At 37.0% G+C, this 21,548-nt stretch carries 23 protein-coding genes; 16 read left to right on the forward strand and 7 right to left on the reverse strand.

The features are described from left to right. On the reverse strand, window positions 1-528 hold a 528-nt coding region (locus AC1DDX_RS04705), incomplete at its 3' end, for a carbamoyl-phosphate synthase domain-containing protein (RefSeq protein ID WP_477621813.1). A 319-nt stretch (window positions 529-847) separates the two neighbouring features. Between AC1DDX_RS04705 and panB the strand changes: the two genes are divergently transcribed. Further along, entirely contained in the window at window positions 848-1,663 is an 816-nt protein-coding gene (gene panB, locus AC1DDX_RS04710) for a 3-methyl-2-oxobutanoate hydroxymethyltransferase (RefSeq protein ID WP_172661457.1), read from the forward strand. Continuing rightward, entirely contained in the window at window positions 1,663-2,349 is a 687-nt protein-coding gene (locus AC1DDX_RS04715) for an RluA family pseudouridine synthase (protein ID WP_172661456.1), read from the forward strand. The genes panB and AC1DDX_RS04715 overlap by 1 nt, the downstream gene beginning before the upstream one ends. A gap of 1 nt (window position 2,350) precedes the next feature. Here the strand turns inward: AC1DDX_RS04715 and AC1DDX_RS04720 are convergent, their stop codons facing one another. Continuing rightward, window positions 2,351-2,842: a hypothetical protein gene (locus AC1DDX_RS04720; protein ID WP_288882094.1), complete on the reverse strand. Its 492-nt coding sequence runs from the start codon at window positions 2,840-2,842 to the stop codon at window positions 2,351-2,353. A 36-nt stretch (window positions 2,843-2,878) separates the two neighbouring features. Here AC1DDX_RS04720 and AC1DDX_RS04725 point away from each other — a divergent pair, with 36 nt between their 5' ends. After that, on the forward strand, window positions 2,879-4,648 hold the full coding sequence (locus AC1DDX_RS04725; RefSeq protein WP_477621814.1) for a glycoside hydrolase family 28 protein: 1,770 nt from the start codon (window positions 2,879-2,881) through the stop codon (window positions 4,646-4,648). Window positions 4,649-4,729: 81 nt separating this feature from the next. Continuing rightward, window positions 4,730-5,632 (forward strand): DNA-3-methyladenine glycosylase family protein, encoded by a 903-nt coding sequence (locus AC1DDX_RS04730; protein WP_477621815.1) that lies wholly within the window; start codon window positions 4,730-4,732, stop codon window positions 5,630-5,632. A gap of 6 nt (window positions 5,633-5,638) precedes the next feature. Here the strand turns inward: AC1DDX_RS04730 and AC1DDX_RS04735 are convergent, their stop codons facing one another. Further along, on the reverse strand, window positions 5,639-6,487 hold the full coding sequence (locus tag AC1DDX_RS04735) for a bifunctional helix-turn-helix domain-containing protein/methylated-DNA--[protein]-cysteine S-methyltransferase (RefSeq protein ID WP_288882101.1): 849 nt from the start codon (window positions 6,485-6,487) through the stop codon (window positions 5,639-5,641). Between the two features lie 281 nt (window positions 6,488-6,768). Between AC1DDX_RS04735 and AC1DDX_RS04740 the strand changes: the two genes are divergently transcribed. The 3 genes from AC1DDX_RS04740 (at window position 6,769) to AC1DDX_RS04750 (ending at window position 8,584) form a co-directional block, all read left to right on the forward strand. After that, a complete protein-coding gene (locus tag AC1DDX_RS04740; RefSeq protein WP_172661451.1) occupies window positions 6,769-7,179 on the forward strand; it encodes an RrF2 family transcriptional regulator in 411 nt (136 codons plus the stop codon). A gap of 60 nt (window positions 7,180-7,239) precedes the next feature. Further along, window positions 7,240-7,890 (forward strand): NAD(P)-dependent oxidoreductase, encoded by a 651-nt coding sequence (locus tag AC1DDX_RS04745; protein WP_172661450.1) that lies wholly within the window; start codon window positions 7,240-7,242, stop codon window positions 7,888-7,890. Between the two features lie 133 nt (window positions 7,891-8,023). Next, the gene (locus tag AC1DDX_RS04750) at window positions 8,024-8,584 is read left to right on the forward strand and encodes an HPP family protein (protein WP_172661449.1); all 561 of its coding nucleotides are present in this window, start codon (window positions 8,024-8,026) and stop codon (window positions 8,582-8,584) included. Window position 8,585: 1 nt separating this feature from the next. Here AC1DDX_RS04750 and AC1DDX_RS04755 read toward each other — a convergent pair whose 3' ends face one another. Continuing rightward, entirely contained in the window at window positions 8,586-9,110 is a 525-nt protein-coding gene (locus AC1DDX_RS04755; RefSeq protein WP_172661448.1) for a DUF6141 family protein, read from the reverse strand. 76 nt (window positions 9,111-9,186) lie between these two features. After that, window positions 9,187-11,259, reverse strand: coding sequence for a TonB-dependent receptor (locus tag AC1DDX_RS04760; RefSeq protein ID WP_337717193.1), 2,073 nt, complete (start codon window positions 11,257-11,259; stop codon window positions 9,187-9,189). A 192-nt stretch (window positions 11,260-11,451) separates the two neighbouring features. Between AC1DDX_RS04760 and AC1DDX_RS04765 the strand changes: the two genes are divergently transcribed. Together AC1DDX_RS04765 and AC1DDX_RS04770 are read left to right on the forward strand one after the other, a co-directional pair. After that, window positions 11,452-13,671, forward strand: coding sequence for an NADP-dependent isocitrate dehydrogenase (locus AC1DDX_RS04765; protein ID WP_172661446.1), 2,220 nt, complete (start codon window positions 11,452-11,454; stop codon window positions 13,669-13,671). A 176-nt stretch (window positions 13,672-13,847) separates the two neighbouring features. Then, window positions 13,848-14,276, forward strand: a complete 429-nt coding sequence (locus AC1DDX_RS04770) for a hypothetical protein (RefSeq protein WP_172661445.1) — start codon at window positions 13,848-13,850, stop codon at window positions 14,274-14,276. Here AC1DDX_RS04770 and AC1DDX_RS04775 read toward each other — a convergent pair. Together AC1DDX_RS04775 and AC1DDX_RS04780 are read right to left on the reverse strand one after the other, a co-directional pair. Then, complete coding sequence (locus AC1DDX_RS04775; RefSeq protein WP_172661444.1) at window positions 14,273-16,057, reverse strand: DNA polymerase III subunit gamma/tau; 1,785 nt, start codon at window positions 16,055-16,057, stop codon at window positions 14,273-14,275. The two genes, AC1DDX_RS04770 and AC1DDX_RS04775, sit on opposite strands and share 4 nt — an antisense overlap. A gap of 87 nt (window positions 16,058-16,144) precedes the next feature. After that, window positions 16,145-17,017, reverse strand: a complete 873-nt coding sequence (locus tag AC1DDX_RS04780) for an AraC family transcriptional regulator (RefSeq protein ID WP_477611832.1) — start codon at window positions 17,015-17,017, stop codon at window positions 16,145-16,147. A 165-nt stretch (window positions 17,018-17,182) separates the two neighbouring features. On the opposite strand from AC1DDX_RS04780, the gene AC1DDX_RS04785 reads away from it, so the two are divergent. The 7 genes from AC1DDX_RS04785 to AC1DDX_RS04815 form a co-directional block, all read left to right on the forward strand. Next, on the forward strand, window positions 17,183-17,773 hold the full coding sequence (locus AC1DDX_RS04785) for a flagellar hook assembly protein FlgD (RefSeq protein WP_172661442.1): 591 nt from the start codon (window positions 17,183-17,185) through the stop codon (window positions 17,771-17,773). Between the two features lie 265 nt (window positions 17,774-18,038). After that, the gene (gene rpsF / locus AC1DDX_RS04790; RefSeq protein ID WP_048907353.1) at window positions 18,039-18,398 is read left to right on the forward strand and encodes a 30S ribosomal protein S6; all 360 of its coding nucleotides are present in this window, start codon (window positions 18,039-18,041) and stop codon (window positions 18,396-18,398) included. After that, complete coding sequence (rpsR, locus tag AC1DDX_RS04795; protein WP_012780908.1) at window positions 18,398-18,661, forward strand: 30S ribosomal protein S18; 264 nt, start codon at window positions 18,398-18,400, stop codon at window positions 18,659-18,661. Before rpsF ends, rpsR begins: the two co-directional genes overlap by 1 nt. Before the next feature lie 10 nt (window positions 18,662-18,671). Then, a complete protein-coding gene (rplI, locus tag AC1DDX_RS04800) occupies window positions 18,672-19,115 on the forward strand; it encodes a 50S ribosomal protein L9 (RefSeq protein ID WP_048907352.1) in 444 nt (147 codons plus the stop codon). Window positions 19,116-19,205: 90 nt separating this feature from the next. Beyond that, window positions 19,206-19,952, forward strand: a complete 747-nt coding sequence (gene mtgA / locus AC1DDX_RS04805) for a monofunctional biosynthetic peptidoglycan transglycosylase (RefSeq protein ID WP_394367892.1) — start codon at window positions 19,206-19,208, stop codon at window positions 19,950-19,952. A 43-nt stretch (window positions 19,953-19,995) separates the two neighbouring features. Continuing rightward, window positions 19,996-20,547, forward strand: a complete 552-nt coding sequence (locus AC1DDX_RS04810; RefSeq protein ID WP_172661441.1) for an RNA polymerase sigma factor — start codon at window positions 19,996-19,998, stop codon at window positions 20,545-20,547. Window positions 20,548-20,622: 75 nt separating this feature from the next. Further along, window positions 20,623-21,548 (forward strand): FecR family protein (locus AC1DDX_RS04815; RefSeq protein ID WP_477621816.1); only part of this gene is annotated, 926 nt, incomplete at its 3' end.

Below are 21,548 nucleotides of genomic sequence, written 5' to 3' on the forward strand. Positions count from 1 at the left end.
AGGTGAACCATAGAAATAAGGTGTTTTGGTAGAAACTTTAGAAGATAATTCTAAACCATCCATAGATGGTACCTCGGCTAATTTGCTTTTTAATTCTTCAAGGTCAGTGATTTCTGAAGAAATAATTGCATTCATTGCTCCTTTATTTCTGATGTGACGAACCAAAGCGCGTGTATCGATATCAGAAATGCCTACAATATTTTCATTCTGAAAATAATCCTGTATAGACTCAGAAGCTTCTTTACGGCTAAAACCAATGTTATAATTTTTACAAACTAAACCGGCAATTTTTATACTTTCTGATTCAGTTTCGTCTTTGTGGATACCATAATTTCCAATATGTGCATTGGTGGTTACCATAATCTGGGCGAAATAAGAAGGATCCGTAAAAATTTCCTGATATCCTGTCATACCTGTATTAAAACAGATCTCGCCTGTTGTTGTGCCTATTTTTCCAGCGGCTTTACCGTGGTAAACTGTGCCATCAGCCAGTAACAAGATTGCAGGTAACTTGGTGTAATTAGTCATGGTATTTATTAAGAGAAATTATTGGGATAAAAAAAGGAAAAAATGATGGCTCTAGCGCGGCTTTGATGCCGTTTTTGTAGTTAACAAATGTGCTGTTAAGTGACCCCTTCATTTCGGGATACAAAGATACGTTTTTGAGGATTTAAATCAAGATTTTTTTTTAGATTGTTTCGAATGGCATTTGGCAATTATAAATCGCTCTAAGTTTATATAGCACTATATAAACTTAGACAGGCATTAACAAAATGTCACAAAAACGATAAAACTGTCTTTATTTCGAATGTAAAAACTAATTTTGTCGCTACAAAACTATAGAACTATGTCTGTAAACAAAGAGGTTAAACGCATAACCACACATATACTTCAGGAGATGAAGGCTAGTGGAGAGAAAATAGCCATGTTAACCGCTTACGATTATTCGATGGCCACTATTCTTGATGATGCTGGTTTGGATGTATTATTAGTTGGGGACTCTGCATCTAATGTAATGGCTGGACATGAAACCACCTTACCTATCACACTTGATCAGATGATTTATCATGCTCAAGGTGTAGTTAGAGGAGCAAAACGAGCTTTCGTTGTAGTCGATCTGCCTTTTGGTAGCTATCAGGGAAATTCTAAAGAAGCACTTAATTCTGCTATCAGGATCATGAAAGAATCTGGGGCACACGGCGTAAAGCTTGAAGGTGGAACAGAAGTAGCAGAGTCAATATCGCGCATCATTACGGCCGGAATTCCTGTTATGGGGCACCTTGGATTAACACCTCAGTCTATTTATAAGTTCGGAACTTATACTGTAAGAGCAAAAGATGAAGATGAAGCAGAGAAGTTAAAAACTGATGCAATTGCGCTTCAGGAGGCTGGTTGTTTTGCTATTGTGCTTGAAAAAATACCAGCAAAATTAGCTAAAGTAGTTTCTGAAAGTTTACAAATTCCTACTATAGGTATTGGCGCGGGCCCTGATTGCGATGGTCAGGTCTTGGTTGTTAATGATATGATTGGTTTAACAAAAGGTTTTAAACCTCGCTTCTTGCGTCAATATGTAAATCTGTATGATGGTATATTGGGAGCTGCACAGTCGTACATTAAAGATGTGAAAGCAAAGGATTTCCCGAACGAAAAGGAGCAGTATTAATGCCGGTAACTGATAAAGATGTGCTTTACGAGGACAATCACCTTATAGCGGTACTGAAACGCGCAGGTGATATTGTGCAGATTGATGAAACTGGAGATGAGCCTCTTGATGAGCAGGTTAAAAAATATCTTGCTAAAAAGTATAATAAACCTAATAGTGCTTTTTTGGGTGTTGTGCACCGTTTAGACAGGCCCGTTAGTGGAGTAATACTTTTTGCTAAAACAAGCAAGGCATTAGAGCGGATGAATGCAGTATTCAAAAATCGCGAAGTAAAAAAAACGTATTGGGCCATTGTTAGGAATAAGCCTGCTAAAGCTTCAGGTACACTTGTTCATTGGTTAGTAAAAAACCCTCAAAAAAATATTGTTACTCCGCATAATGTTGAAGTTCCCGGAAGTCAGCGTTCGGAATTAAGTTATAGGTTAATAGGGGAACTTGGTGGTTATTACCTGATTGAAGTTGATCCGCTTACCGGGCGTTCTCATCAAATAAGAGTACAGCTATCTACTTTAGGATGTCCTATTGTTGGTGATAACAAATATGGTTATCCCAGAGGAAGCAGAAAGGGTAGTATCTGCTTACATGCGCGTAGATTGCAATTTATTCATCCAGTAAAAAAAGAGCCTGTAAATATTTTTGCTAAGCTACCTGTTGATGGTTTTTGGGAACGCTTTGAAAATTTTTAGCCTATTTACAATCTGTTAAAGAAAATACCATTGCGTCTCCAAATTTTAATTTTGATCTGTCTTTAAATACAGTTTTGCCGTTTTTCTCTTCTACTTCGCCAAAGCCCTCATATAGTTTTCTGTCTCTTTTTAAAAATACAACTTCTCTGGTTGAGCGCATCCCTTCCGAATCGAAATTGTATTCTGCTAGAATTGTGTCGCCTTTAACCTCTCCTGAAATGGTCCCCTTGTTACTATCTTTTTCAAATAGACTATAACTCAAATCACCGGTCAATTCGTCATTTTCTGTGTTTATTTTAAGTTTGGCAGTATCTCTGTTTTTAGTGTAGATATAGCACTCAGATATTTTTTCCTGAACAGGTACAGATGGTGTTAGAGAAGTGTCCATGGATGTTACTGAAGTACTGTCGACACTTTTATCATCAGTATTGCTGCTATTACAAGCGGAGGCAAGTAGTGCAATGCCTGTTAAAAGTAGAAGTGATTTTTTCATAATGATATTGGTTGGAATTATTTATCTACAATAGCCTTGCCAAAAGCCAATACGGCTGAGCATTTAGTTTATTCGGGAGAGTTATTGTTTTATCGTCGTCCGTATATTTATGATAGTAAAATCATTTATAAATCAAACTACAGTATGGATCAATTATCCCGCCGTCAATGGCTAGGAAGAGTTTCTGTGCCCGCACTTACGGTAGCCGGAGCTTCGTTAATTAGTGCAAAGATACCCCAGGCAGAAAGCAGAACGGATGTTTACAATATCAGAGATTTTGGAGCTAAAGGAGACGGCAAGGTGCTCGATACAAATGCTATTCAGAATGCTATAAATACTTGTAGTGATAATAAAGGGGGTGTGGTGATGATCCCTGCCGGCGTATTTCTGTCGGGAACTCTGGAGCTTAAATCTAATGTAACTTTGCACCTTTCTACAGAAGCAAAACTTTTGGGAAGTCCTAAAAGAGAGGATTATACAGCAGGAAAAGGAATTCCCGAAGGAAATGGGAATATTGTATTCTTATATGCCGTAAATGCTGAAAGACTTAGTATAGAAGGCAAGGGGACTATAGATGGAAATGGTCTCGCATTTTATACAGGAAAGGGCGACAATACCGGGCCTGGACAAAACGGAGTAAACGGCAATTTTGATCGGCCTCATCTCTTAATATTTTACCAGTGTACTAACTTGCGGATGGATGATGTTTTTATGGCTGCAAGCGCATATCATTGCGTGCGATTATTGAAGTGCAAACATGCGTATATTGATGGTGTACGGATTTACAACCGGGTAAATAAAAATAATGATGGCTTTCATTTCAATAGCTGTCAATATGTTCATTTGATTAACAGTGATGTTCAATGCCAGGACGATGCCTGTGCCTTATTTGGTAGCAATAAGTTCGTTACAGTAACTAATTGTAGTTTCAGTACACGATGGTCAATATTTCGTTTTGGGGGTGGTGAATCACAAAATATTGCTATTACTAACTGCCTTATTTATGATACTTATGGTTGTGCAATAAAGATCAGTGCCGGTGCTGCAGGTATACAGAACTTTAGCTTCTCAAATATAGTTATGGAAAATGTAACCGGTCCAATCGGTATTGGCTTCAGCGGGGTAAATAGTAATAAAAATGCAGAAAATAATCAACTTGCCGGGAAACCCTATCTCCGAAATATTTCATTTAATAACATAAGGGCTAATGTTGTAGCATTGCCAGTTCCTCATCCTGACATTCATTTTGATTTACATACATGGGAGGGTGAAAAAAACTCATGCATTACCTTGAATGCAATGGGCGAATATTATATTGAAGACATCAGTTTTACCGATGTTCATATAAAGTATGCGGGTGGGGGAACTGCAGAACAGGCAGAAAAGCGAGACGTGCCCAATATTGCAGCTGAATATTTTGGTGTATGGGACAAAACACCAGGTGGGCCGCCAGCTTATGGTTTATATGCCCGAAACGTAAAAGGCTTAAGCTTGCATAATGTGCGGTTTGAGTTTGAGAAGAATGACCTTCGGCCTGCTGTAGTTTTTGATAATGTTCAGGATGTTTCTATAAATGGCTTAAGTTTGCAAGGAAGTTTAGATGCTCCTTCATTGCTTCGGATCACAAATTCCAAAGATATATTGCTTACAGGTGTCCGTGTTTTAACCCCCTGTAAAGTATTGCTTAGTTTGGAAGGGACAGGTAACGAGTTCGTTAATATAGATGGGGGCGAATTAAGAAAAGCCAAACAGCAGGTAGTTTACCTTAACGGGGCAAATGAGAAGTCGGTTAAAGTTAGGCTATAAAAGGTTTGCGGGAATAAGTTGGTACTACATATTAAGCAAGAATCAGATTTTATTGTATAAACAAATGAATACTTTTGAGATATGAATAAACAAGTCATATCTATTGAAGTCCCTAGGAATTTTGATTTCGAAGAGTGTTTGTGGTTTTTGGATAGAAACTTTGACGATTGCATGCACAAAGTAGATGCAGATCAGGTTATAAAGGTTATTGAAATTGAGGGTCGCCAGTTATTGGTTAGCGTAGCCTTTTATGAAGGTAAATTACTGATCGAAGTACTTGTAGGAGATCTGGAAGAAAACGGTGTAAAAAAGCTCAAACAATTTGTATCTGATTGGTTTGACCTTGAAAAAGATATGGAAYCCTTTTATCGATTAGTAAAAAATGATGAAAGGCTAGCTTATATGGTAACAGCATATAGCGGGTTAAGATTAATAGGTATTCCTAATTTATTTGAAGCTATTTGTTGGGCAATAATAGGGCAGCAGATCAATCTCACTTTTGCATATAGATTAAAAAGACGACTGGTAGAAAAGTACGGAACTTATATTCCTTTTAATGGTGTCAATTATTATGTGTTTCCAGATTGCAAGGTCCTTGCGGAACTTTTTATAGATGATTTGAGAGAAATGCAATTCTCAAGAAGTAAAGCCGAATACCTGATTATTATTGCTAAGGCATTTGCCAGTGGAGAAATGAGCAAAGATAATTTACTTGCTTTGCCGGACCTTAACGCAAGACAAAAAGCATTGAATAGTATAAAGGGCATAGGTGTGTGGACTGCCAACTATGCCCTTATGAAATCTTTAAAGGAACATTCATGTGTTCCTTATGGCGATGCAGGGCTTTTAAATTCTTTGTTAAACCATAATATCATTACAGATAAAAAACAGCATGAGGAAATTCAGGCATTTTTTAGAAATTATCCTGGATGGGAGAGTTATCTGGTGTTTTATCTTTGGAGAAGTCTTGCAAATAAAGAATAAGGTCTTTTATTCTTGAGAATTTGTTTTTGCAGCCTCCCATCCTATTATTGCTGTTTTACGGGAACTACCCCAATGATACTGCCCAAATTCTCCTGTGGATTTAATGACTCTGTGGCATGGAATCAAAAAAGCAACGGGATTGTTCCCAATAGCTGAGCCCACTGCTCTATTGGCTTTTGGATTGTTAATTGCAGATGCGATGGTAGCATAGGTAGATAAATCTCCCATAGGAACCTTTAACAAGGTTTCCCATACTTTTATTTGAAAAGGGGTGCCCTTTAAATGAAGTTTAATTTCATTTAGTCTGCTCCAGTCCTGAGTAAAGATGTAAAGTGCATTCTGCTGTATCATATCCAATAGCTGACAATACTTAGCATTAGGGAATGTGCTTTTTAACATTGTTAATGCCTCTATCTGGTCATCAGCAAAAGCCATATAGCAAATTCCTTTTTTTGTTGATGCGACTATTAGAGATCCGAAAGGGCTTTCTGCATAGCTATAGTTTATGGTAAGCTGTTCCCCTCCATTTTTAAATTCACCCGGAGTCATTCCTTCTATATTTATGAAGAGATCGTGCAGACGACTGGTGCCTGATAATCCTGTCTCATAGGCTGCATCAAATAAGGTTGTTTCTTTATCTTTAAGGATGCTTTTTGCGTATTCAATAGAAAGGTACTGCAGGAATTTCTTTGGAGTAACGCCTGCCCATTCTTTAAACATCCGTTGAAAATGAAATGGACTCAGGTTAATATGCTCAGCAACTTGATCTAGCGAAGGTTGTTGTTTAAAATTTAATTTTAAATATGCTATCGCCTCGGCAATTCTGTTGTAATCAATTTGGCTTAATGTTTCCATGATCTTTAATTTAATATAACAAAATTACGCTGATAAGCCAGACAATAAAACCCGAAACTTGCTAATCATTAAATTATGGTGGCCCGCTGTAACTGGCAACAACACGCTTTGTGTTAGGTACTGGATGTCCGGCTTTAGAGTGCCGATTGTTCGGCAAAAGTACCTGTTTTGCGAAGTAAAGTCGAAGCATCGTCGAACAAGCATCGATCTAGCACGGATCCTGGTATTTGGAATTTACAATTATTACCTTACCTTTGTACTGTAATAATTTTAGTTACAGAATGAATAACTCGAGATTTGCTATTTCTTTACATATACTTACTTTACTTGAAAGGGCTAAGGGTGAACTGTTGTCATCAGAATTTATGGCTGGAAGTATAAATATAAATCCAGTATTGGTAAGAAAGGAATTAAGTAATTTAAGGAATCATGGATTTGTTGATAGTAAAGAGGGAAAAAATGGGGGGAGCTATTTAAGTAAATCTGCAAAAGAGATTAATCTGGCAGATATTTATAAGGCAGTAAAACAAAATAATTTGCTAGGTATTTCTAAGAATACACCTAATCCGCAATGTTCTGTAGGTAAACAAATGAATACACATTTGAATAACTTGTATAATTCGACAGAGCAGGCATTAGTAAAAGAACTTTCGTCTCAAACACTTGCGGATTTCAGCAATCATTTTGATTGATTTTTTTATATATAACTGTAATGAAAAATGTTACAATAACATTTAAAAATAAATAAGGATATGAAAACAGCATTAATTGGCGCAAGTGGTTTCGTAGGAACCGCCATTTTAGAAGAATTACTTAATCGCGGGCATGAGGTTACCGCTATTGTACGGAGTCCTGAAAAGATTAAAATTGACAACAATAATTTGTTTGTTAAAGGTGTTGATGTAAATGATACATTGGCTTTAATAGAAACATTAAAAGGAAGTGATGCAGTAATCAGTGCATACAATAGCGGATGGACAAACCCGAATCTGTACCACGACTTTATAGCAGGTTCCGAGGCCATTCAAAAAGCTGTTAAAGCATCTGGAGTGGATCGCCTAATTGTTGTTGGAGGTGCAGGTAGCTTGGAAATTGATGGTAAACAATTAGTTGACGGACCTGATTTTCCTGCGGATTATAAAGCCGGTGCTACTGCGGCCAGAGATTATTTAACTTCACTTAAACAAGAGGAATATTTGCAATGGAGTTTCTTTAGCCCTGCTATTGAAATGCACCCCGGCATTACAACCGGTCGAACTGGTAAATATCGTTTAGGAACAAATAGCCCTGTGTTTAATGAAGATGGTAGAAGTACTTTGTCGGTTCAGGATTTGGCAATGGCAATTGTTGATGAACTAGAAAATAACAAACATCCTCGTCAGCGTTTTACAGCTGGCTACTAATTTAGGCTACTAATTTAAAACTATAAGGTGCGTTTTTTTGCTCACCTTATAGTTTATAAGATGTATTGATATTAGATAATTACTAGTAAATGGCTAGATATAATCTTACTTTTGCGCCATATTTTAAAGAGCAATGCCGAGAAAGAGAATCAGGAAGCACTATCGTAGGGCAAGGTATGTATTATATCGTGAAACTTTAATTGATGCTAAAGAGCACATTTTAACTTTTATTGGGTCATTTATTGGGATAGGCTTAATAGGATTGTTAAATAGCAAGTATCTGGTGGCCAATGATAATTTGTATCTGATAGGTTCTTTTGGCGCGTCTTCAGTATTAATTTACGGCATTGTTAATAGTCCCCTGGCACAACCAAGAAATTTAATAGGTGGTCATTTGATTTCGGCAATAATTGGAGTAACCATTGCTAAATTTTTTCCTGGCGAGAGTTGGCTGGCTTGTGCCTTAGCTGTATCGATATCTATAGTTGCAATGCAAATCACCAAAACATTGCATCCTCCTGGTGGAGCAACAGCATTAATAGCCGTAATTGGCAGCGAAAAAATTAAGGCCTTAGGTTATATGTACGTATTATCTCCAGTATTATCGGGGATAATGATTCTATTTTTAGTAGCGTTGATATTTAATAATTTAAGACATAGAAGATATCCTACTCAGAGCATATTTAAAAAATAAGCTAATTAAATACAGACCGTTGTTCCAGTTTCTTTAGCGTTTCTAATGCTTCATCTGGTTTATTAGTCCCAATTAATAGTCTGGATCCATTTTTTAAAACCAGTTGTATGCCTTTGTTTCCAGAAACGTTAAACGCCATTCCTTTGGTTAGGAAACCAAATCTAAATCCCCAGCCACCATATTCGGTAATAGGATCATATTGCCTCACAGAAAATCTTTGAATATTATCCCAGGAATATTTTTTCAAAGTTAAATGGAAGGGGAAAAAACGTACATAAATGCCATCTTTTTTAATATAGGTTTCTAGTTTTAATGTTAAAACTGCAAGTGTAAACAATAGCATTAAGCCAGAGGCTATTAGCAACTGCATGTTACTCATAGAGTTGTCATCAAATGATTTTCTTTGAAAAACCTGATAAAAAACGCCGTAAAAGAATATTGAGTTAGCTCCAATAAGGATTGCCCAAATCCATTTTTGCCCAAATCGCTGTTTTTCTGAAAATAGAGTTTCGTTGTTAGGATTCATGTTTCATATTGTCTAACAACAAATTACAAACATTTAATTTAAAATGAAAGATGAGGAAAAAATAGTTGTTAACTAGTTATAAACATATTAACAACCCGCCATAAAAGTTCCTTGTTGCTGCGACATTAAAATACCGCCCACCGAGAGCATTCAGGTCATTGCCTAAGCTGTATTTTTCGTTTAATATGTTATCTGCTCCTATGTAGATTTCAAAGGGAACATTTCCTATGTATAAGTTCTTTTTCCCAATTTTAGCTTGTACCAGGTGATATTTCCTTGCGTAAACTGTATTTGCATCATTAAGTGGGATACTAGAAGTATAGTTATGCTGTAAAAATACAGAAAAGCTCTTAGGTAATTGTAAATCGGTGCTACTAACAATTGTTGTTTTAGGAACTCCGGTAAGGTCATTTCCAGAGAAATTATTGGTCTTGTCCAGGTACTGATCAAATTTAAAATGACTAAGTGTATATGAATTTTTTAACTGCAGACCTTTAACAAAATGTATATTATTGAGAGGAATAATCCAGAAAGCTAAAGAACTTTCGAGACCCCATTGTTTTGTGCCTCCTGCATTTATAAAATACTCTGCTTCTTTTTCATTGACTAAAACAGTGCGTCTAACAATTGCATTTTTAAGATTGTAATAAAATCCGGTTACATCAACAAATAGCCTTTTGTTCACACCTTCATATCTTACTCCAGTCTCATAATTCCAGCCATATTCAGGTTGTAAATCAACATTAATTACATTGTTTGATGCCCTTACTTCGGCAAGACTTGGGGGAGAATATCCTTTGCTCACGGAGGTTCTTAACGACAATTGATCATCTATTTTATAGGACAAAGCTACCCTTGGCATGAACTGGATATCAAACCTGTTCGTTTTTTTAGGAATGGCAACTGGAGCAATGCTCTTGTAGTTGTATCCATAGAGATTGGCACTTGCAGATAATTCAATGAACAGTTTTTGAAGAAGATCGATACTTAAATGGGCGAATGCGAAGCTGGAATTTGCGTTTAGTTTATCCGATGCCTGAACAGCACCCCGCTGACCGTAATTATTATCATAGTTATCAAAATCGGTACCAGTTTTCATACTTTCCAGCCCCAGGTTAAACTTCCATTCTACATGAGATGTGTTTCTAGTGTATTCCAGATAAGAGCGGAGCCCCAGAGTAAATTCTTTCCGTTTTTCATAGTTGGTTATAAAGGGGTTCTTAAAATCTGTATAAGATGAGAATACGGAGATAACATGTTTGAAATTACCGTTTATTATCCAATTGTTGGAGATGCCGCCATATAAGGTTTTGCTATAGATACCCGCTTTTTGATCTATTGCACTTTTGATCTGTCCTGCAGCCGGACGAGATAATTTTGGATTTTGTTGATATTGAGCCTCAGTTAATCCACCAGGAGTATTATAGTGTAGATCGGAATAGAATAACAATGCTTTTAAGTTCGCGTTTTTTGTATAATCCCACTTTTGCAGCGCCTGAAAATACTTGCGGTCCATATTGCTGTGATCGCGATAGCCATCGCTTCGCTGATAAGCTTGTGTAATGCTTAATTTATACTTTCCCGATTGATGTTGTAATAATGCATTTTGATGAAAAGCTCCAAATGATCCACCCTCCAGTTTTAACACAACAGAAGTGCTGTCCGTTGGTACGTTAGTGCCTTGGGGTTGTATCAAGATGACGCCACCAGAGTTAGCCCCATAGATACTGCTCTGTGGGCCTTTTAAAATTTGAAGTTGTGATGCGCCTGCGACATCGAGAGCATTCAGATAACTATTACCCCCTGCATCAGTTAAAGGGAAGTCGTCCATGTAAATTTTAATATTCCTTATTCCAAAAGGCGATCTTAGTAAGCTGCCTCTTATAGATAACCGGTAGCTTCCAGGAGAACGTTCTTCCATTCTAACCCCCGGAACTGTATTTACAGCTGAGACAAATGAGTTGCCGGATTGTTTATTAAGGGTTCCACTATCAATAAGGCCAATTGTACCTGTAGATCTGATTAAAGATTGGTTGGAAAAATAAGGTCTTATGGTAACCTGATTTAATCTTCTGATAGAATCCTGTTGTGCCTGAGCAAAGCTTGTAACTCCTATGAGGGCAAATAGTCCTGTTAAAAATGTTTTCATTCTTTAACAAAGCTAAAATTTACCAGCTAATAATTACCATCATCTATTGGCTATTTACTGTTTAATATATTCAGTTAAACACCATGAAATTCATCTGTTTATTATATCTTTAGGCGATTTTAATAGAAAGCACGTTTATCATAAACAATACTGCTTTATTTTTTTTATTCATATAATCGTATTTATAAAAATATGTCAAATACATCAAAAATTATCTATACCAAAACAGATGAAGCGCCAATGTTGGCAACCTATTCATTATTACCAATTGTACAAGCTTTTACGGCCTCGGCAGGTATTGATGTAGAAACCAGAGATATTTCTTTGGCCGGAAGAATTTTGGCAAACTTTCCTGAATTTTTAAAGGAAGACCAAAAAGTTGGAGATGCGTTGACAGAATTAGGCCAGCTAGCAACCACACCGGAGGCAAATATTATCAAATTGCCTAATATTTCGGCTTCTATTCCACAATTGGTTGGTGCGATTACCGAATTACAATCGCAAGGATTTGCTATCCCTAATTATCCTGATAATGCGCAAACAGAGGAAGAAAAAGCAATCAAAGCAAAATATGCAAAAGTTTTAGGTTCAGCAGTTAACCCAGTTTTACGTGAGGGTAACTCTGACCGTAGAGCACCAAAAGCGGTTAAGAATTACGCAAAGGCTAATCCCCATTCAATGGGAGCGTGGTCTGCAGATTCGAAAACCAAAGTTGTAAGCATGAGTGAAGGTGATTTTTATGGATCTGAGAAATCAGTTACTTTAACAGAAGCTTCTCAATTTAGGATAGAATTTGTAGACACTAATGGATCTGTTACGGAACTAAAGGGCTTATCGCCATTAAAAGCCGGTGAGGTTATCGATAGTTCTGCAATGAGTCTTTCTGCATTAAAATCTTTCGTGTCTAAAGCTATAGAAGAGGCAAAGGCAGCGGGAGTTCTACTTTCGGCGCATTTAAAAGCCACGATGATGAAGGTTTCTGACCCAATCATTTTTGGAGCTATAGTTGAAGTTTACTTTGCAGATGTGTTTGCTAAATATGCAGATTTATTTAAAGAATTAAATGTAGATACCCGCAATGGTTTAGGAGATGTTTATGCTAAAATTGCAGGGAACCCTAAACAGGCAGAAGTTGAGGCTGCAATCGCCGAGGCAATTGAAAATGGTCCGGCAATTGCCATGGTAAATTCAGATAAAGGAATTACCAACCTTCATGTGCCATCTGATGTAATTGTTGATGCTTCTATGCCTGCTATGATCCGTACTTCAGGACAGATGTGGAATAAAGATAACAAGCAACAAGATACGATTGCTATCATTCCAGATCGTTGCTATGCTGGTGTTTATACGGCTACAATTGATGATTGCAAAGCTCATGGTGCTTTTGATGTTACTACAATGGGTTCTGTGCCAAATGTAGGTTTAATGGCACAAAAGGCAGAGGAATATGGTTCTCATGATAAAACTTTCCAGGCAACTGCTAACGGGACAATCCGGGTAACAGATGCCAGCGGTAAAGTTTTCTTTGATCAAAAAGTTGAAAAAGGAGATATCTTTAGGATGTGTCAAACCAAAGATGCACCAATTCAGGACTGGGTAAAACTTGCTGTAAACAGATCTCGTTTATCGGCTACGCCGGCAGTTTTCTGGTTAGATGAGAACAGGGCGCATGACAGAGAGATCATTACAAAAGTAAATAAGTACTTATTGGATCATGATACGACTGGTTTAGACATCCGTATTTTATCACCAATTGAAGCAACGAAGTTTACGCTAGACAGAATTCGTAAAGGAGAAGACACCATTTCGGTAACCGGTAATGTCCTGCGTGATTATTTAACTGATTTATTCCCGATTTTGGAATTAGGTACATCGGCAAAAATGCTTTCTATAGTGCCATTAATGAACGGAGGAGGCTTATTCGAAACCGGAGCAGGTGGCTCGGCGCCAAAACATATTGAGCAGTTCATTCATGAAGGTTATTTGCGTTGGGATTCATTAGGAGAGTTTTTAGCATTAGCTGTTTCCCTTGAACATTTAGGGCAAACTCAAAATAATCCAAAAGCTTTGGTACTTGCTGAAACTTTGGATTTGGCAACTGAGAAATTCCTTGCTAATGATAAATCTCCGGCCCGTAAAGTAGGCCAGATAGACAATAGAGGTTCGCACTTCTATTTGGCTTTATATTGGGCAGAGGGTTTAGCTGCGCAAACTAAGGATGCAGAATTGCAGGCTAGATTTGCCCCATTAGCTAAGGCTTTAACTGAAAATGAAGCAAAGATTTCAGGAGAGTTGATAGGAGCGCAGGGTAAACCACAAAATATTGGAGGCTATTATCATCCTAATGACGATTTAGCTTTTACAGCAATGCGCCCAAGTGAAACATTCAATACTGCTTTGACAAATTTATAAGATAAAAAAAGTTTATATAAGAAGCCCGTTTGCATTTGTAAGCGGGCTTCTTATTTAAATCCAAAACGGAAAACAATTCAGGATCTTTTTAGGTTTTATTTACACATCATATTCATAGAGACTATAATTGTTTATAAAAACAATTTTATCTAAGTTTATATATAAAATTTACTGTTATGAGCGCAGACCAAAACAATGTTCCCGGACCAAGAAAAGCACTCGACAAACTTCATCCAACCGAACTGGGAGAAACTAAAGATTTTAATAATTTATCATACGATAAGACCCGAAACAGCTTTGAATTTGATGTAAGGGGTGAAGATAGTGAGTATGATCACCCATTGCCATATGATACCTCTGCGCCAAATGGTGAGGATAGTATTTCTACATATGATGAAGCAAATCCATATAATGGTTCAGCGTATGATGAAGATCAACAAATTGGAGAAAACCTAGAAAGTGCTGCTATGCACATCGACACATTAGAGAGCCTTGAGCTTGAGCCAGAAGATCAGCTGCTGGCACGCACTCCCGAGGATGAACGGGATGATTTGGACGAAGAGGGGTATCCTGTTAATGACACGCCGCCGGGAAAGCCTCATTAAGAATTAACGTCGAGATTAAAGCGTTTACGCATTTCTTCCAGTTTAGGGTTCTTCTCAATCAGGTATTGGTATTTTTCAGTATTGGTATAAAGTCTGTTGACTACAGTTCTTGCTACCTGTTTAGCCTTAATGGTTAGGTTAAAGTTTTTCAGATTTGGCCTTAAGAAATTAAGGAAATCTATCATTTCTTCCTGTAATAAACCTTCCTGTAGTTTATGTTCTACGTGTACAGTAATTTCCTCAGGAGAATCAAGTATTGGAGCTGAACTGCTAAGCAGGGTGTATATGTTTATTTTGCCATCATCTTTTGCCTTATTTGCATATTGGGTCCATAATGCTGATAGCTGTTCATAGGTAAAAGCCTCTCTTGCATCTCCGCTAATGTATTTCGGCTCGTCGCCATCCTCGCCTTCCGCTACACGGCCAATGTCATTTAGTGATGGTATTAATGTCGCCACTTTTTTAACGTCGGCGAGAGGTTTCAGTGCAATCTTCGTGGCCGGTGGCGGGCTCGCTATCTTTGCTGCAGGAATTGATGGCAGGCTAGATGAATTCTGTTCAGCTATCTTATTTGGGGTCTCTGCTGAGACAGTGTTTGTAGGTGCAGACGAACTTACATTAGTTTTTTTTTTAATCTGATCTGTGTCAGTGGCGGAGTTGTTATTAGGCTGCTGGGCGAGTTGAAGTACCGAAGGGATGTGGCACATTTTTATTAAAGCCAGTTCTACCTGTAATCGCTGGTTTTTACTGTTTTTATAATTGAGATCACATTGATTGGCAAGATTTAGCGCAGTAAGTATAAATGAAACAGGTGTTTGCTGACTTTGTGAAATGTACTTCTGCTTAATATTTTCACTTACTTCTAAAAGCTTTGTGGTTTGAGGATCCTTAGCAACTAATAAATTACGTAGGTGACCTGCCAGCCCATTTATGAAATTATTGCCATCAAAACCATTATTTAAGATTTCGTCAAATAAGATTAATGCATTACTAACATCTGCACCGGTCAGGTTTTGAGTAAGCTTAAAATAATAATCGTAATCAAGGATATTCAGGTTGTCGATTACAGATTTGTAGGTTAAGTTTTTATTGGTATAACTCACAATCTGGTCGAACATAGAGAGTGCATCTCTTAATCCACCATCAGCTTTTTGGGCAATAATATGTAATCCATCGGCCTCAACTGAAATATTCTCACGTTGTGCAATCTTATTCAGATGGCTGGATATATCATCGACCTGAATCCTATTAAAGTCAAAAATCTGACATCTTGATAGGATAGTTGGCAGTATTTTATGCTTCTCTGTTGTGGCTAATATAAAAATAGCATAAGATGGTGGTTCTTCAAGCGTTTTCAGAAATGCATTAAATGCATTTGCAGATAGCATGTGTACCTCATCTATAATGTAAATTTTATATTTCCCGGCCTGTGGGGGAATGCGCACCTGCTCAATTAAACTGCGGATGTCGTCAACAGAGTTATTTGATGCAGCATCGAGCTCATGAAAATTAAATGAATGACCAGTCTGAAATGAAACACATGAATCACATGTTCCGCAGGCTTCCTGATCTTCAGTTAGATTAGTACAGTTTATAGTTTTAGCTAGAATACGGGCACAGGTAGTTTTACCTACACCTCTGGGGCCACAGAATAAAAATGCCTGGGCTAACTGATTGTTCTTAATGGCATTTTTTAGCGTGCCTGTAATATGGTGCTGTCCAACAACGGTTTCAAACGTTGCCGGGCGGTACTTACGGGCTGATACTATAAAATTTTCCATTCGCCAACGAAAATATGAATTTTTGTTGAGGTTGGAATGTGGTAATTTGGAAATGTTGAAAAATTGACTGTAAAAGTAGAGCGCTGCTTACTTGAAAACGGATTTCAGTTCTTTTCTGTATTCTGACGCACTTTTTCCTGTGAACTCTTTAAATAGCTTATTGAAATGGCTGAAGTTATTGAACCCACTTTCGTAACTGATATTTGCAATACTGATCTGCTTCTCTGCCAAAAGCTTTGCGGCATGTACCACCCGATATTCATTTACGAATCTGGTAAAAGTTTTTTTTGTTATTTTCTTAAAGTACCTGCAAAAGGATGGGGTAGTCATGCTGGCCATCTCTCCTATAGCCGCGAGATTAATTTCTTCCTGAAAATGATCTTTAATGTAGTTAAAAATCATATTGATTCTGTCATTGTCCTGAACTTGCATTTCCATGGAGAAACCTGAGGCATTTAAAATTTTGTAGTCTTTAGCATTTTCCAGGTCCTTTAAAACGCTCAATAATGTTAGAAGTCTATCAAAAGGTTGTTGGTTATCCATACTTTCTATTCTCTTGCCAACTGTTTTTTTTGTTTCGGCTCCGAAAGCAATACCTCCCTTTGCTTTATTAAAGAGGTCTGAGATGTATTTTGTTTCCTGTAGTTTTAAAAAATCAATCCCCAGGAAGGTTGGTTTCATTTGAATAACCGTTTCATTCTTGTTGGCTGTATTACTGTCCGTGAAGCCACAATGGGGCAGGTTACTGCCGATTAGTATTAAATCCCCATCTGTATAATAAGAAAGGTGACTCCCGATTTGCCGTTTACCGGATCCCCCGTTTACAAAGACCATTTCTATTTCGGGGTGGTAATGCCATACATGTGCCTTATTGTTTAGTTTCTCTGCATATTTTGAATAGTAAAAGGAGCTTCCGAAAGAAGATTCAATGATTTCAAAGCCTGGTTTTGTATTCCTCATTTTCTTTTTATTCGTTTTTTTAGTGAATAAAATATGATTTCTGAAGTTAATTTCAAATTGAGGGTTAATATAGCATAGATATATGGAAATATGCAATAAATTTTTGATTGAAAACAGCGGTAATTTTGGTTTATAAATTAATTGTTCAATTTAAATAGTTTTGATATGAAAAATTTTATAAAAATCAGTTTGATCGCAGTTTTATTAATTAATTCTGTTGGTTTGTATGCAAGTGAGGGTAATTTTTCGATTAAACTTAAGGATGTAAACGAAAAATCAGTCACTTTTTTTATTAATGAAACGCAGGTTGTTGAAGTGTCTTTATATGATGCTAACAATGAGGTTGTATATGGAAAAAAGATAAATGCATTAAAAGGTTCTACAAAGACATATGATTTGAATTCGCTTCCAGATGGGAGCTATAGATTTCAGCTGAAAACAGAATCTAATACGGCGGAGTATAAGATACAGCTTAAGGACGGTAAGGCTTCTGTTTCAGACCCTTTAGTTGCTGATGTGGTTCGGCCAGTGTTAACGAAAGAAAACGGGATTATTACTTTAAATTTTGAAAATGCTCCAAAGGGGCCCCTAGAAATTCAAATTTTAGACCGATATAATGATGCTGTATATGAACGTGTGTTTGAGGGAGAGACAAAGTTTGTTAAGAGATTTGACGTTGCGCGTGGTCTGAAAGAGCTTACTTTTATCATTAGATCGGCAAACCAGGTTTTTACAAAAACAGTTCAAATGTACTAAGTAGGTACAATAATTTTTTTACAAAGGTTGTTCTTTTGGGGCAACCTTTTTTTATTTGTAACGTCAGGAAGCTTTCGGCCTTGATATGAAGGATATGATCCTACATATCTATTAAAGGCTGCACACACGTTAATATTGTAACCTGGTGAATAAGCGGGACTGAATTAGTTGTTCAATAAACACTAAATCATTTGATTATTAGAAATTTATTGTTACTTTTGCATCCCGCATTAAGAGCGGATTAATTAAAAAACAAATAATAACAATGAATCAGTACGAAACTGTTATCGTTCTAACCCCGTTGTTGTCAGAAGAAATTGCGAAAGAGGCTATTGCCAAATACAGCAAGATCTTAGCTGATAGCGGAGCCGAAATTGTTCAAGAGGACAATTGGGGTTTGAGAAAATTAGCGTATCCGATTGAGAAAAAAGCAAGCGGATTCTTCCACCTTACAGAGTACAAATCTTCAGGTGAAGTAATTAGTAAATTGGAATTAGAACTAAAACGCGATGAGCGTGTTCTACGTTTCTTAACCATTAGATTAGACCGTCATGCGGTTGCATATAATGAAAAGAAACGCAGTGGTGCTTTTAACAAAAAACCTAAACAGGAGGCTGCAGTATAATGGCAAAGGATCAAATACAATATGTTACTGCTCCAAAAGTGGACGATAACAGGAAAAAATATTGCCGTTTCAGAAAAAACGGTATTAAATATATTGATTATAAAGACGCAAACTTTTTATTGAAGTTTATCAATGATCAAGGTAAAATTTTACCTCGCCGTTTAACCGGTACCTCATTGAAATTTCAACGTAAAGTGGCTCAAGCAGTAAAACGCGCTCGCCACATCGGTTTGTTGCCTTTCGTTGCTGACCAATTAAAATAGGAGCTGAGAGATGGAAATTATTTTAAAACAAGATATCAAATCCCTAGGGGAAAAAGATGATATCGTTTCTGTAAAGCCAGGATATGGCCGTAACTACCTGATCCCTCAAGGATTTGGACAGTTAGCTACTCCTTCAGCTAAGAAAGTATTAGCAGAAAACTTAAAGCAAGCTGCTTTTAAACAAGATAAAATTAAGAAAGATGCTGAAGGTATTGCTGAGCGTTTAACTGACGTTAAGTTATCTATCGGTGCTAAAGCTGGTGAAACAGGTAAGATTTTTGGTGCTGTAAACACTATCATGATTGCTGATGCATTAAAACAACAAGGTTTTGATGTTGACCGTCGCCGTATCACTTTCGAAACTGAACCTAAATTTGTTGGTGATTATATCGCTAACTTAAACTTACACAAAGAAGTGAAAGTTAAGGTTCCTTTCGCAGTTGTAGCTGAGTAATCATCTATCTTCTGATATTAAAAAGCGTCCCAAATAAGGACGCTTTTTTTTTGCATACAACCTTCCCCGAGGCTTTAAAATTATCGGCTTATGACTTACCTTTGGCCGATGGCAAAACGTAAACGAGCAACTAGTAGAAAAACCCCAAAATCTCCCTTATTTAAGAAAATTACAACCATTGTTACCAAAGTATTCCTTTGGTTCTTAATGGTTACTGTGCTTTGGGTGCTGGTTTACAGATTTGTTAATCCTCCTATTACACTCTTAATGATCCAAAGAAATCTGGAGCGTAGTTCTGATGATAAACCATTTAAAATGGAGAAAAAATGGGTTGACTTTGAAGATATATCCGATAATATGAAACGAGCAGCTGTATCTGCAGAAGATCAGCTATTTCTTAAACACATTGGATTCGACTTAAAAGCTATTGAAAAAGCTTTTGCCTCAAATAAGAGTGGAAAAAAAATAAAAGGTGGAAGTACAATTTCTCAGCAAACTGCCAAAAACGTATTCTTATGGCCTGGTCGCTCATGGATTCGAAAGGGGTTTGAAGCTTATTTTACACTATTGATTGAAATGCTTTGGAGCAAGGAAAGAATATTGGAGGTGTATTTAAATGTAATTGAAATGGGAGATGGAATCTACGGAGCTGAGGCTGCAGCCCAATCTTACTTTAGTAAGTCCTGCACTAAATTAAGCAGGGCTCAGGCAGCACTAATCGCTGCTTGTTTCCCTAATCCAAGAAGGTGGACTCCTAAAAAAGCTACTCAATATATCAGACACAGACAATTTCTTATATTGAAAAATATGAGAAGATTAGGCCCTTTGGATTTTTAATTTCCAGGTATTTCTCATAAAACCCCTATATTAAGCCTTGACTATGCTGTTCGAGGAAGACGTTAGAAGCTATTGGGATAAAATGCGCCTTGGTGATAAGCAAGCGCTATTTGAATTATACAATAACATGTATTTTCATTTGATCCGATTTGGATTAAAAATAAATGCTGACGATGAACTGGTGAAAGATTGTGTTAATCAGGTGTTTTTGAACTTGTGGGATAAAAGATCTCGTCTGAACGCTGTAGATAATGTGAAGTCATATCTGATGACTTCACTAAAAAGATGTATGCTTGATCAATTGGCATATACAGATAAAATGAATGCGGCAGTTAGCAGGATGGGGGCTGAAGAAGAGCGTGCTGAACTATCGTACGAGGAGATTATGATTGCTGTGCAGCAAGATGATGAGTTGAAGCACAAACTACAACTGGCAATTAAACAATTAACTCCACGACAAATGGAGTTGATTCAGTTGAAATTTTTCGAAGGTTTAACGTATGAACAAATAGCCGAGCGTAGCTCTCAAACCGTGAAAACGGCTTATAATACAATTTACGATGCAATTAAGATGTTGAAGAAGCTCTTAAAGTAATTGTTTTAGAAAATATTACAGAATTTCTTAGGAAAAGGAGTCGTTTCTGCCGTCTGTATGGTAAATGTAAATACTATGGTAGGGATTAAGGATGATTTTTGTATTGAAGAGCTAATTTGCTGTGAATCCTTTCAGCAATATTGTCTTGGAACCAGCCTTGCCGATCAGATTTTATGGGATGAGTGGATTGAAAAGATTCCACATAGAAAAACTGATTTTGAAGAAGCAAAAAAAATAGTCAACATCTTAAATGTTAAACAAGGCAGTCGCTTAAGTCAGATTAAAGATTTAAAAGAGGGAATAAAATATCGTAATGCATTTGTTGAAAAAATTGAACTTGGCACTGAACCTAACCTTAATCATAAACGAGCATATCTAAAGTATACCATAGGGATAGCTGCGGCTATTGTAGCTGTCTTATTTTTATACTTTTATTCAAATCCATATTTAAAAGATAAAAACACTCCCAATATTTTTAAACATTACTCGTCAGGAATGGCTGTACGCAGAACCATCATACTAAGCGACGGTACTGTAATAACGCTGGCAAAAGAAAGCTCAATTCAGTTAGATGATGCATATGATACTGGAAAAAGAGAGTTGTGGCTTACCGGCGAAGCATTTTTTGATGTAAAACACGATACAGCCCATCCATTCATTGTTCATACTTCTTTTAACGATGTAAAAGTTCTGGGAACCACTTTCAATATAAAGGCTTATCCTAATTCAAAAACAACGGAGACATCATTAATACATGGAAGTGTTCGTATAGATTCTAAAAGTAATCCTGGCAATTTTGTGATTTTAAAACCCAATCAAAAAGTAGTAAGCAATAATCAATCGGAAACAAAAGATGAATCTGTTACTAAAGAGTATAAGGTTTCTGTATTGCAAACTGATTCTTTTTCCAAGAAACCCGAAGAAACTAAGTGGATAAGAAGCAGGCTAGATATTGATAACCTGCCATTGTCGGCCATTGCCCAGAAGCTACAGACCTGGTA

It is taken from the genome of Pedobacter sp. 10L46_2 (genome assembly GCF_056395165.1).